Genomic DNA, 14,277 nt, shown 5'->3' on the forward strand with positions numbered 1-14,277 from the left:
GTTTGACCGGTTTGCTATGCCAAAAATTTTAAGATCTCGTTTTCAAGTTCCCGTTGCAAATCTTCATACTCGCTCAGCCTCGCATCATTTTTATTGCCGTTTTTTATTTCCAGGATTTTGCTCGTGCACAGGATATGTTCTATGCAAACTTCACGGAACGATTCGTTACTCAAGAATAGCGCATGAATCCTGTCCTCACGATCGGGAAATAGTTGAATGATCGAATCTAGTTTTTGAGCCAATCCTTTTTTGATTTTAAATAAAGGTATACCCACCTCTCGGGCACGGCAAGGGTTATACGGTTACTTAACGGTTAAGCGACGCTTCGCAAATCTGGCTTTCGCGATCGTTGCCCCGCCCGCACCAGCGTGCGCGAGATCGACTGTTGGGCGACCCTGCCAACACATCTTCATCAAACGCTATGACGCCTTTGTACCCTTTGATTTTTCCTGTGCTTCATCAATGACCTGGAGAATGCTGTGGGGAGTGTTTAACGGTTAAACGATTCCCTTGTAACCGTTTAACCCTCCATTCTGTAGGTTGAAGGCGGGGAGCAGCCTAGATTTATGATCGTTATAAATCAAAAAAAGCTACCTGTCACCATAGACCATTTTTCCCATGTCAAAAAAATTAATCTTCTTCATACTTGCTCTTTGCGCCTTGCTGCAGGGGCATGCCGCTTATGCTCAAAAAATAAGAGTGAATCTATACGGCGCCTACGTCTTCGACGACAAATTCGATTCCTACTATAGCAGCTCCAGCTACTATGAGGGCAAGATAAAAGGTGGATTTCAGTGGGGCGGTGGCATCGAATATTCGCTGCGGCCGGAATATGGCGTGGAGTTGTTATATCTACGCCAAAGCACACACGCACCGACCTCTTACGCTACCTCCGTCGTAACCTCGAACGAAACTAATTTTGACCTGGGCCTGAACTACATCATGCTGGCCGGCTCGCGTCGCGCACTCAGCAGCAACGACAAGTTCGAAGGTTTTGGTGGGCTGATGTTGGGGATGGTCATTGCAGACCTCAAGGATCCGGACTCGGGCCGCTCAGCTAGCGCGACAAAATTCGCCTGGGGACTGCGTCTGGGTGGCATCGCGTGGGCCTCTGAAGCGGTGGGCATCAAGCTGCAGGCGCAACTTCTTTCGGCCGTGCAATCCGCAGGCGGCGGCTTCTATTTTGGAACCGGTGGCGGCGGCGCAGGGGTTTCCACTTACTCCACCATCTATCAGTTCAGTCTCGGCGGAGGTCTGGTGTTTAAGGTGGGCGCGAAAGAGTAGCAACGTATTCAATATAGATGGACTACAGTCGTAGCCCTGCAGACGTTGTTACGTCTTCAGATTTTATCTGTTCGAAATAGATACTCTATACTCACAATGAAAAAATCAAATCACATGAAAAAGCTCCTGGCGATTGTCGCGCTCATGACGCTCAGTTGTTTTGTATTTGCACAAAGCAACAAAGAAGAAGTTGATCTGTTTCAGTCCGTGTTTGGCATGGAAAAGAAAGCAGTAGTGGCCGAATTTATTAAATTGGAAGGTGCTCAGAAAGACGCCTTTTGGACTGCCTATGACAGCTACGAAGCCGAGCGCAAAGCACTCGGCCAAAAGCGGATTGCGCTCCTGAACAAGTACGCCGCCAACTATGCCACGCTCGACGACGCCGGCACGGATGAAATCGTGAAGGAGATGATCTCCCTGCAAACGCAGACGGACAAGTTGATTGTTGACTACTACAAAAAAATCAAAAAAGATTCCGGCGTAAAGGCAGCTGCCCAGTTCTATCAATTGGAAGGCTATATCCTCAGTAAAATTCGCGCCACCATCATGGAAAATATTCCGCTCATTGGTGAAATGGATAAGAAATGAAGCGATCATCCTTACACATGAGCCGACCGCTAACCCACACGCTTGCTTGCGTGGGACTCTTTATATCCCTCATCGCACCTGCACAGCAACAATTGCCCTCAAACCGTGTTAAGCCGGCAACAATGTACCATGGCGGCGACACCGTGCGTTCGCCGCGACTTGGGTTGCAAACGCAGATCCCTCCAGGATGGAGTGGCGTTTTGCCTCGCGACACGGAAATCTTTCTGCTCATGCCCGAAAGCAACACCGTGGGGGAGATCTATGTGGCCGTGAACGAAAATATGGATCTTGAAAGACAAAAAAAGCGCTGGGAAGCCGGCACGGAACTATCGCCAGGGCTGAGGCTGCAACCGGAGAATGGCATCACCAACCGTGGAACGGACGTCATCACGGTGGTTGGCAAAGTCACGGGAGCCAACGCCAACCAGCAGGCAAGAATTTATGCCGAAGCAAAATGCAGCCCCGTTGGATTCTGCGTGACCTACTTGGCTACTTCAGACGCCGCTCATATTGAAAATGTAAAAATTGCCCTGCAGACCTTTGTCGACAACACGGTATTTCAACAACCGTCCAACGAGTCGCCCTATGCTCGTTTCAACTGGAAGAAATTTTTGGATGGAAAAATATTGCTGGCCATGGGATATGACGCCAACAGCAAACGCATCGATGAAGTGGATTTGTGTGCGGACGGTTCTTTCCGTTCGGATATCACGCGCACCGGAATTTTCAAGGGACAGGCCAAAGGGTATCAGGGTAAAAAACGCGGTTCATGGCATGTAGCCAGCCACGGCGAAAAAGCGGTCATCACCTTTACCTTCGAAAAAAAACTTCCCGACGTCGACATCGAACTGGAGGCCCGAGACGAAGAGATCTACATCAAAGGTACCCGGTATTTTGTGGGTGAAAGCGAGCGATGCAAATAAACGAAACGTCTCGAAAGCGCTAATGACGTCGTGGTCGCCTCGACCAGTTTAGCTGACCCGCTGCCCTGAAAGAATATCACTTCGATCTATTTAAAATTTCCCAATACTGCAATTCCATTTCAGTTTACGGCTCGTAATTGGTCACTCCAATGTTAGCGACCAACGATATCATTATGCGCCAGGAATTTTTAGAGACACTGCTGAACGCACAAAAAATTACTGTAACACCCCTTCGCCTGTACGTGTTACACTGCATTTTGGGATATGCCGGGGCCTTCACCATCGAGCAGGTGAAGACCGATCTGCAGAGAGCCGTTGAAGTCGATCGTGCCACGCTGTCGAATATGCTCATCCTTTTCAGCCGGCGGGGTTTGATCACCAAACTCCGGATGGGAACCGTACCGGGAATGCGAGGTCCCGGAAGGCCGGTTATCAGATACGTAGGACCACAACAGCCATTCTAGGTTTTCCCTGATCTCCTGAATCAAAATCTCACGACTACTTCCTGCGACAATTCAGACCTCACACCCGACGGCATGATCAATTGGATCCTATACACATAGCTATTGTTGATCTTGAGATTCTTATCGGTGTACACTTCTATATTTCCCTCGATCACGGTGTAGAGCTTTAGCGGGTCATCGTTTATTTTACGATAAACAACACACTTGATCGCCGGTTCCTGGTTCTTCCACAACAGCGCTATTGACTTCTTCTCTTTATCCGGCTCAGCCTTCACGGAGACCGCCCGCCGGATACCCGATTCAAAAAATATCTCCTTCGAAAGTGTGCCGTTTTTGTTCCCTGCGCTGTCGTATACGGTCAATCGATACGCGTAGGTTTTACCCTGCTCTAAAGACTCATCTTTGAATTTCTCTATGGAAACGGGAGGCTTCCAGGTTTGAATAACCCGCTCCAGTCGCTCATCCTTTTCCACGCGGCTTAGTTCATGATAGGCCACATCCTCGCTCGCGCTGTTTTGCCACGCCAGCACGATCGAATCCTTGAAAACATCTGTCTTTAAAAATACCGGTGCGGTTGGAGCAATATCGTCCGGACGGTAGAGCAGCACCGGGTTTGAGTAGTTGGAGGTGTTATAGTTCTTGTCTACCGCGATGATGGAGTAGTATATTTTTTTGTTCAGAACATGAATATTGACGGTGTCGATAAAAGCGGATCTACCCAGGATTTGTTGGGTTACTTCCACCCATTCCTCGTGCGCAGCATTGCGACGGAACACGCGGTAACCCAGAAGGTCCTTATCCTTATTGGCAGCCCAGGACAGGCGAACCACTCCGTTGTTATCCATCGTACCGGTAGGCGTAGCCGGAACGAGCGGCGGCGTGTCGTCGGCAATTTGAACGAGGTATGGAAATGAACGTGCCACTTCTGCACCCTTACTGTCCACCGCGCGCAAAATGTAGTAGGTATTATAATGGGGCGTGGTCTCCACGGCTCCCCGGACATTTCTCGCAAAAGGCTTCTTCGCCTGTTCCACAAAAGGCCCTTCAGGACGGCCGGCACTGCTGATCAAAAAGCCTTCGATTTGTTTTTCAAACGCCGGGGGAAATTCCCAGGCGATCCTGACACTATTTCCACCGATAACCTTTCCTTCGCGTATGATCAGCAACCCGGTGAGATCTTCCCTTCCTGTTCCGCTCACCACATTCGAATACGGCCCCGTTTTTGCAAAGGGGCTTACGCCCTTGATCCGATAATGAACCGGCACACCATTCACCGCCAGCGAATCCACATAATAGGCTTCGTGGACATTCTGCTTCTCGCTCATCGAGACATAGGGGATATCCGAAAGCTTTGTAAAATTCTTTCCATCGGACGAACGTTCCACATAGTAGGCAGAATAAACACCCCTATGAAGCAAGGTTGCCCAACGGAGGGTGACTTTCCGGTCGTTGAATTGGGCCTTGAGATCTTTTATCGGGGGCAAAGGCTTCGGTTCGGCAACGCTAACAACGGTCACCGCAGGCTCCACGGGAAAGTTCGCCTGTTGCCCAGCCTGTTTGACTCTATAGATGTATCGCTTTCCCTGCTGTGCTGTTTTATCTTTCCAAAAGAGTCCAGCCGCTTCGGCCACCTCGGTGGAGAGATCGCACATCAGCAAGGAGAGCCCAAAGCGGTTTTCCAGTTCCCTGTTTTTTGACAATATCGCGGACCTATTTCCTGGTGTGGCAGCGGTATTGAATTCAGAGCCATAGATCAGTTCGCTGAGCACGCCCACCTCCTCTACCGTTTCAGCCCGTTTTTCCATGACATCTTGTGGAAGAGGCTTCAGTGGCAAAGGGGTCAAGACCACTTTCGAATTCGATTCCATTTCGCCATCGGCTCGCATCGTGAATCGTTCAATCGTATAGCCACTCAGATTACCCGTTTGCCAGACCGCCACATTGACCGGGGCCCACCTCAGCCAAACGCCGTCCGGCTGGGGTTTCGACAGGACGATGATGGAATTCTTGCGCTGCGCGGAAAGCGTTCCGGTTATCAAAAAACAAATGGCGGCAAGGGATGCAATGGTCTTCATCGGTTCAAAACTTTATAGAAACTTGATTTTGATAAGAAGGTGTCTGTGCGCCGGGTAACGTGTATGACACATTTACGGGATAGTTGCCCTCCAGCAAATCCGTATAACCCGTGGCCGCCAGCAGTCTTTTAACACCCTCGGGTCGCGCACTCCAATTGTCCAGGTATTTAGCCGACGCTGCATCGACCAGGTCCTGATAGTCTCCATAGCAATAGAAGGACAGATAGTAGGCCATTAAGACGGAACTTCGCTTGCCCGGAGCGGTGCCGGCAGCGATGTCGTTGTCGGTGAGGCGGAAGCTTTCAATGCTATTGCTGATGTCCACGCCCTTCAAAGGTTTTATGCCCAGCACCTCAGGTTTTCTCCAGTGAATGCTCACATCGGGATCGTAGGGATAGAGGTCATACAGCAACGGCGAAATGATATTTTTGAACCATTCATTTTCGGGGGAGGCCACAAATTGAACCAGGGCTGGAGAGGTTTCCTTTTCAGTGAGTTCAAATTCGTCGAAAGCCTCTTCCGTGTCCACCCGCTTTCCGATCACGGCCACATGGCCAAGGGCCACATCAAATTGATCTCGCCCCCGACCCAGGCTCTCCCATTTTTCGCCAAACGTTCCAAACTGGCTGGAACGAAATGCCGACGTGTAAATATCCTTGTCTACATTCTGCGAAAGTGTGCCCTCCAGCGCGTTTGAGTTTACGGTCACTTCATTGTCCTTGCCACCATCAAGACGCACTTCACTGCGCTGGACGTTCTGATCGATGGCATTCACGGACTGGGGTCGTTTAATAAATCTGATGGTATAGATGGACTTTTTTTCAAGCTGCGGAAAATCGAAGTCCACCCGGGCATCGGGGGCGTTGTAAATAATCGGAATTTCACTAATGCTGCCGCCGGCTTTTTTGAACTGTGCAACATAATTCCATTGTGTTGTTTCGTCGGCAGCTTTGAAGAGGTATTCCTGTCCTACGTTCAACTTCACATAGCCTTTTCCGGATTCATTCACATGAAGGTTGTACTGGTTCTTGATCGGATAGCTGAACGCCACGTTTTCGTCGGGAATAAAGTTGGGCGCCTCGCCGGTGGTGAAATGGGTCTCCTTGGTTTCGTAAATGATCTGGTCATTGATGTCTTTCATCACCTCCCAAATGCCGCGGTCGTTTTTCTTTTCCCAATGAATTTTCACCCGCGCGTCCAAGGTGCTTAGCGGCGGCAAAATCTCGTGCGTTTTAAGGATGGCCACATCGTTTGCTGCGTTCCACTGAAGTTTGCTATCGACAACGACGCCGTTGCTGGTCAGTGTGAACTCATCGAGTTGGATGCGGTATGCATTCAGGTTGTTGTTGAGGTCCATCATACTGAAATCCGTGTTGATGGCCGTGTTGAATGAAACCTGTGGCGCGGCAAAGACATTGACGTCGATTCCATTGTTGTCGGGTTTAATGTCGGCAATGACCACCACATCTTCAATCTCTGCGCCGGGGTTCACCATCTCACATTGCTCGCCAATGGTGAAATCGAGGTTAAACTTGCCTTTCACCAATCCCCCTAAAACGGAATAGTTACCGGCAAGCATCCCTCGCATCCATGTGGGATTGGGTAATGTGGCTTGCAGCAACGCGGCTACGCCCAGGCTGATGATGTCGAACGATTTTTTCTTAACCCGGATGCCCACTTTTCCAATGAGGAATACATAGGCCTGACCGGAGGCATACCATCCACCGATACCGATGCGGCCATCGTGACCTTCGCATTGCGTATTTCCATAATTGCGCAGCATGATGTCCGCGCCCGCTCCCACAGCGAGCATAACATAGAAAGGCCGGAGCTTGTCTTTTGAATCAAATGCGATCTTGAAATGAAGACCGAATGCAAATCCTTTCCCGCCGGCAGCCGCCAGGTCGTCGCGCATCAGCCGAAGGTCAATATCTTTAAATATTTCGCGTACCTCGGGCGGGGGCAACGGCAGGTTTTCTATTTTCGTGCCCACCATAAAATAGGTCTCCACCGTGGCGATACCCAAAATATTCAGGCCAAACATTTGCGTTGGGCGTCCGATGTACGTGTACCAATCGTGTGGATCGATGTGGATCACGGCCTCCCCTACCAAACCATTTTCACCGACGCCCTGCAAGATGCCAAAGAGATTGATATACGTTCTCATGTTGGCATGAAACACATTGTTGTCGTTGTCGAACAGCATGCTCATGGTGGCCATGACGGGAACCTTGGGAACATTTCCGTCTTTTACCCTTCCGCGACCATTGATCGCCGTGAGAAAAAATGCCGAGCCATTGAACTGAACATACTTCAGGCCGCCCCCCTGATTGAACATCACTTCCAGCATAACATCGGCATTGATGGCATTTTCAATCGCGACTACCAAGGTAACACCCGCCAGAAATCCCAGTCCCGCTGTGCCATCCGGAATATACACCAGTGCTTCTTCCGAATTTCCCGTGCCCAGCGTGCTGGCTTTTTCTTCGCTCATTTTCGAAAAATCCGGAACCATCGGCTGTTGCCGCACCATGTGATAGGAGGCTCCCCCCATGATGCCCGTGAGAAACAACGGCCCAACGATCATGATGCGGCCCAAGGGAACGTAAGCATCAACGTGCCAATAGCGATACGAATCTTTGCTCCCAAAATAGGCGTTCACCTTAACACCATTTTCCAGGATCTTCTTGATCGTGAAGGCCAGATTGCCGTGAAACCCATCGCCATAAACGGGATCGTCGTCGAAGATGCTGAGTTTGCCCTTGAGCGTAAAGGCTTGCGTTTTACAGTCGAGCGAAATTTCACTCACCACAACCTTGTCGAATTTCCAGTGCTCCGATTTTCGGGTCACTACCTGCTCGCCCACCTGGATCGCATCCGAGGTCTCTTCCAATTTGGCGATGACATCGAGATGGGTGGATCCTGCAAAACCTTTGTCATCCGAGTTCATAAAGTTCAGCATCACCGTAAAGCCAAGCGCCACCTGCCCAGGGAGAATTTTGAATGTGATCGTGTTGATCTGTACCGGAAAACCCGAAGACGACGACTGGCCGCTGCCCACCGTTGAAAAATTGCCGCTCACCACATAGGGCTTCCGGGTGATCAATCCCAGATTTTCGAAACGGATCTCCTTCACTTTCATTTTTCCGTCCAAACTGAGCTTTCCGTTTAGCAACGCAGAAGCCGCAATCCCTCCATTGCCTTTTTTCTCAAGACCGATGATGGAGCCTTTACTAAGGGTGATCTCCCCGCCGAACGGCGTACCGAATTTCTTATCCTCCGATGTAGCCACGCTAAAGCGATAGTTCATGCCCTCGTTATCCTGCTCCACCATAGCGCTATAGCCCATGGGATTCTCGCCCAGAAAGGGAAGACTTACCTCGCCCGACATCGCACCACCGGTAAGTCTGTTAAGCTGGATTTTCACCGAAAGCTCCTCAATGGACAGCGGCCATCCCCCGGCGGAGCCTTCCTTGAGGTTGAGGAGATTGGACACAGAAAATAATCCAGACACACCCAGGTCATCGATCAGAAGATTGCGGGCTTCGATCTTCAGGTCCTTTCCCGATGTTGTGCTATCGGAAAAACCTTTGATGCGCACGGCCAGATCCTGCAGGTAAAATCCACGCCAGAGATTGATGTTATCGCCAAACGTTTGCTGGTAGCCTTGTGGAAATATAAAACCACTGGGATTGATCAGGTCGCTGTAGTCCACCACGGCATTTCTCACTTCGAAAGAGACGTCGTCCAATCCCCTGATGGTAAAGGGTGTGATGTTTACCGTCGCCATGATATTATTGAGGTCATGGGTATTGATCTCGAAACTTGCCGTTACGGTGGTGGCACCCTTGGCCAGGTCTTTATCCGGTTTCAGCAGGCCATCCGAAAAAACAAAATTTCCTTTCAGGTTAATGGCTTTGAAACCACTGCAATCAAATTCAACATAATTGTGACCGTCGGCAGGTAGCTCCAGTGTGAGGTTGTCGTTGATGCGAATGCGTTGTGGTGTAACCAGGACGAGTTTGATCTGGGAAGTAGCTTTTAACCCACCCTTGCCAAAGCCGATGTTCTTTGCGGCGAAGGCGAGGGGATCGTTCGTACCGGGAATGATGACGGAGGCATAGGCACTGAAAAACCAGGAGCGGCGGTCTACCCGCTGTGCACTGTCGATCACGATGATGGTAGTGCCCGAACAGCCCTGGGGCGAAATCCCGATAGGTAGGGTTGACAAGGATTGTTGTTCTAACCGGTCGGTGATCTTACAACTATCGGCAACATTCTTACACCGGGAGAGAACATATTTCTGAAAAGGGGAAACTACTTCATACCCGCGGTCAGGGATCTGGCCAAAAGCCACTAGCGATAGCGTTGTAATCGTCAACAGGAGAGCAGTAGTCCTGACGTAGAGATTCTTTTTTGCTAACATGATAATAGACCGGTTTAAGTTCATTAGTCAAAATAGACTTAATACCAGATTATCAGAAACTCAAAACCTCGCCCAAAATTATTTTCCATACATGGGCGCTGTTTATAAAATCGGGCTTCGTTTTCGGTTTCGGAGTGGGGATACTTTTATAGGATGCTTCATTGACCTTCAATGACATGCCTTAAGACGCATGTCGGAAGCGCTGATGGGCTTTACAAAAAACGATATGGTCACTATCAACAAATCTCTAAAGTGTCTCGGGTTATTCATTTCATTTTGTCTGATCTCAGCCAACAGCCGGGCTCAATATGCAGTGGAGATACACGTAGAAAACGCCTTCATAAACAACTATCATGGCGATGGCTACGGTCCTAGAATACGGATCTACCATGATGACTGGAAAGATGATTCGGACCACGCTCCCTGGCTTGAGGACAATTGTATTAAACTACCCAACACGGCGACCGGATTGGTAAGCGTTCAAAAAAACTTTTCTTTTTTTGTGACCTCCAGCGCGTTTGACCTTATCGTGGTCACACATGAAGAGCATCAGGCCGGGCACTATCGCTCAGAAGATTGTACCGCGACCGGTTCCGACGATTTTCAGGCCAGTACTAAGAAGGCGATCAACTTGAACGATTATACCCCCGGAGTCTTTTCTCCCATATTCTATGTCGCCACCCTCAGCGGGCCATCTACCGTGGATACGTACATGCAAATCCGCTATACCCCCGTTAAACCCCAGCGGCCGACAGGAACTTCTCAAGAATGTTCAGATGGTCCTTTTACGTTAACAACTCCCAAGCCCACAACGGGTATGACCAATACCACAGGGCTGTCTTATGAATGGGAATTTAATATACCTGCAAACGACCCAACTAATCCGGGTTACGCTAATTGTGAATCGGACTGTCGCATGGCCTTTCAAGATTGCAATATGCATGGTAGACCGACTTGCGACAGTGACAAACACACTTGCGAGACGAATTGTACCACACAATATCCAACTCCTCCTCCCATCTGGAAGCCCCTCTCTGGAACAATTTCCGGCCAGGACATCACGTTCAACCCCATGTCTGCAATCTTCAAAGGAAGACTTACCAGTACAACGACAGTGAATTTCCGCGTTCGTGCGGTAGGCCCCCAACTGACAGGGGCTTTTAGCGATGCCAGTTCATTTAGTTTTATGCCACCGCCACCAAATGCGAACCCGCCAGTAGCCATAGAGACTTCATGTTCATTGCGTGGGACTGTCTCGGGAAATGGAAATGGAAACGGAGGAACAGGGAAGATCCTAGTAACCGGAGTTACCAGTCAGTTTTCAATCTACAAATTCGTTCTAAAAAAAGGCCCGGACGTTACGTTAGAATGCAATCCCAACGTTAGCAATAGTTGCCTTAAACAAGGTGATGTTTCAGGCACTCATTCAGGAGCCAGCTTTGAAATTTCAGGGTTGACGCCGGCCAGCTATACACTTTTTCTCCTTAATGATGCCGGTACGCAAGGTTTCTGTCCGCGCAAAGTAGGATCGGTAACCGTGGATCCCGTCGAAAACCTTGGGATAAAAAATTTCAACTACACCACGCTTCCTTGTCACAATATCCCCACCGGGAGCGGCACGCTTACGTTGACCGGCGGTCGACCGCCAACATTGACTTACGATCTCCTGGAATTGACAAACAACAAATCGTTTAACTCCAATATAACCTTTGGAAACGCCGGCGTCTCATTTGCTCAACTACCGGCAGGAAGCTATCGCCTGACAGCAGCCGATCAGTGCACGCCATCCGTTGTGAAGCCATTTGTTTTGATCCAGCCCATAGCCATACAGGAAGTTGAATTTCAGCTTTCAGATGCCACCTGCAGCACACCCGCCGACGGCATCGCTTCTATTAAAATCGCGCGGTCAACCGGCGCTTTCGATCAATCGCTATCGCCTCTATTGCATTACCAGCTTTTTAAGAGTGGTGTCCTCTTCGATGAGCAACAGATTGCCGATGACCATTTTATGTGGAGCAATCTTCCACCCGATCCAAATTATAAGCTTTATGTAAAAGAGGCGGGCGGAATGGACTGCAATGCCCTGATCAAGAATTTTGCCATTGGCGGCCCACCATCGCTGGGCTTTTCAACACTCGATATCATCGACGTTACGTGCTTTGGAGCAACAGACGGGATCGTCAACTTAACGGGCGCCGGGGGAAATGGGAGCTACACTTTCCAACTGATTCCTGCAACTGGAGGAACATCATTATCCAGCCTGACAGGAAATTTTACCGACCTGGTGCCAGGAGACTATGACGCAACGGTGATGAACAATTCCACCTGTCGGGATGAATTCGTTCAGCGCATCACCGTGAACAGCCCCACCAGCATCACGGCCCAAATCACCAAGCAAGACATTACCTGTGCCGGCCTGACCGACGGCAAAGTGTTTTCAACCGTCTTGGGAGGCACATCGGGCATTACCGGATATTCCTACATCTGGGAAACCCGAATTGGTAACTCATGGTCACCACTCAGCATAACGCTTCCCACACTGACGCAGCAGCCTCAGGGTGATTACCGGCTAAAAATAAAAGACAATCATCTCTGCGACGGAATCTCAAACGAAGTCACCGTGGTTGAGCCCCTGCCCGTAGACATTGTCTCCGTTCAGATCCACGATGTCGTCTGCTTTGGAGGAACCGGATCGATCGACGTTGTTGCCGAAGGTGGCGTAGCGCCCTATTCTTTTGAATATGCCCAAGACGGCAACGCTTTCTTCTCAGCCACCAGCCTTTCGCCACTGTTGCCGGGCTCCTATGCCGTTCGCGCGAAAGACCATAACGGTTGTAGCGCAGATGATCCGGAGATGCATCTCCTCACCGCCCCACCCGCAAGCCTGACCTTCCAGGAAAAACTCTCTGACTTTAACAGCTTCAACATCTCTTGCTTCGGGGGAAGCAATGGATCGGCATACATCACCGCTACTGGCGGCAACGGCAATCACTATACGGGGTACAGCTATGCAGCAGACAACAACCCTTTCCAGACCGAGCCAACGCTGACGGGAATAAACGCCGGAACACACACCATCAGGGTAAAAGACGGCCGGGGCTGCGTCGTCTCGAAAACCCTTGCCTTCATACAGACTACGGCAAAGCTTTTTGCGACACTCACCTCAAAACAGGATGTGACCTGCATGGGCGACGAAACCGGCATACTCTCCGTAGGCGGATCGGGTGGCCTCCCACCATACCAGTTCAGCCTAAACGGAGGTCCCTTCCAGACGAGCGGCACGTTCACAAAACTACAGGCATCGACGTATAGCATTACCGTGATGGATCAAAATGGGTGCGACAATGCCTCATCCCAAGAGATCACCAGCATCAATCCCGAAATTCAAATCGAAACGATCGTCAAAGAGGTCAGTTGCTTCGGCGGCTCCGATGGGACCATCACAACCCTCGTGCTAGGCGGCGTGCCCCCGTTGCGCTATGGGTGGGTACCGGCGACTGTAAACGCCACATCTTCCGTGCTGGATGGGATCAAAGCCGGCAGTTACACGGTGACGGTATCCGACCAGGCTGGATGTTCACGTGAACACACCGCCACCGTGCAGCAGCCCAACGAAGCACTTGCTATGAAGCTTATCACTATTCCGGTGTGTTACCAAAAAAATAATGGCTCCATTACGGCCCAGGTTTCGGGTGGCACGGCGCCGTACCAATACGCTATCGGTGACCCCTTGCATTATCAGACTGACCCGGGCTTTAAAGAAGACGTGGGAGACTATGTAGTTACCGCGCAAGACAGCAAGGGCTGTCTTATTTCCTTGTCAGCGACCATTACTCAGCGGAACGATAAGCCCGAGGCCAATTTCCTGGTGGCTACAAAACGCAACGCCCTGGATACGCTGGTCGTCACCGAAATCAGCGTGCCCATACCCGATTCCTCGGTGTGGCAATTCGACCCTCAAGCCATTGTGGTGTCCCAGGATCCGAAGTCGCCCGAACTGCGATTCACCGAGCCGGGCACCTACACCGTGAGCATGACCAGCTATTTCACCGGATGCGATTACACCGTCACCAAAACCATCACCGTCAACCCTTACGACCCGGACATCGAAAAAGAAAGAGTGCCCGGATACAAGCCCATTGAAAGTGTGGCGATAGCTCCCAATCCCTCCGGTGGTGAATTCAACGTAGAGGCTAAGCTGAATAAAAAGTATGACCTCGCGGTAAAAGTCTACGACATGCTGGGGATTCTTCATTATGAAAGAACCTGGTCATTAGTCGACAGTCTGTCCGAAAAAATTAGGCTCAATAATCCCGTGGATGGAGTATATGTGGTGAGGCTCATCACGGAGTCTGATGCCAGGGACGTGCGACTGATCATTCATCCTTAGCGTTATTTCCTTTGACCCGATATATTCAAGAATCAAAGTTGGAAACCGTTTTAACGAAGTCCTCATGAAATATTCCAAGGGACAAAAGTCTAACCTACTTTTTGACAGGAGGACGTCCTCCGGAAAA

Annotated in this window: 7 protein-coding genes; 5 read left to right on the forward strand and 2 right to left on the reverse strand. The window is 50.2% G+C overall.

Annotated features, from left to right (window positions below):
• The first annotated feature begins 618 nt into the window (after positions 1–618).
• The 4 genes from D4L85_RS00545 to D4L85_RS00560 all read left to right on the forward strand — a co-directional run bounded on the left by D4L85_RS00545 (position 619) and on the right by D4L85_RS00560 (position 3,259).
• The gene (locus D4L85_RS00545; RefSeq protein WP_119752485.1) at positions 619–1,284 is read left to right on the forward strand and encodes a hypothetical protein; all 666 of its coding nucleotides are present in this window, start codon (positions 619–621) and stop codon (positions 1,282–1,284) included.
• Positions 1,285–1,398: 114 nt separating this feature from the next.
• Positions 1,399–1,872: a hypothetical protein gene (locus D4L85_RS00550; RefSeq protein WP_160143446.1), complete on the forward strand. Its 474-nt coding sequence runs from the start codon at positions 1,399–1,401 to the stop codon at positions 1,870–1,872.
• 17 nt (positions 1,873–1,889) lie between these two features.
• Positions 1,890–2,795: a hypothetical protein gene (locus D4L85_RS00555; protein WP_160143447.1), complete on the forward strand. Its 906-nt coding sequence runs from the start codon at positions 1,890–1,892 to the stop codon at positions 2,793–2,795.
• A gap of 149 nt (positions 2,796–2,944) precedes the next feature.
• Positions 2,945–3,259: a hypothetical protein gene (locus tag D4L85_RS00560; protein WP_119752488.1), complete on the forward strand. Its 315-nt coding sequence runs from the start codon at positions 2,945–2,947 to the stop codon at positions 3,257–3,259.
• A 20-nt stretch (positions 3,260–3,279) separates the two neighbouring features.
• Here the strand turns inward: D4L85_RS00560 and D4L85_RS00565 are convergent, their stop codons facing one another.
• Complete coding sequence (locus D4L85_RS00565; RefSeq protein ID WP_119752489.1) at positions 3,280–5,334, reverse strand: fibronectin type III domain-containing protein; 2,055 nt, start codon at positions 5,332–5,334, stop codon at positions 3,280–3,282.
• Positions 5,335–5,338: 4 nt separating this feature from the next.
• Entirely contained in the window at positions 5,339–9,760 is a 4,422-nt protein-coding gene (locus D4L85_RS00570; protein ID WP_119752490.1) for a hypothetical protein, read from the reverse strand.
• A gap of 1,537 nt (positions 9,761–11,297) precedes the next feature.
• Here D4L85_RS00570 and D4L85_RS00575 point away from each other — a divergent pair.
• Positions 11,298–14,150 (forward strand): T9SS type A sorting domain-containing protein, encoded by a 2,853-nt coding sequence (locus tag D4L85_RS00575; RefSeq protein ID WP_160143448.1) that lies wholly within the window; start codon positions 11,298–11,300, stop codon positions 14,148–14,150.
• The last annotated feature ends 127 nt before the right edge of the window (positions 14,151–14,277 follow it).

Source organism: Chryseolinea soli, assembly GCF_003589925.1.
Taxonomy (GTDB): domain Bacteria; phylum Bacteroidota; class Bacteroidia; order Cytophagales; family Cyclobacteriaceae; genus Chryseolinea; species Chryseolinea soli.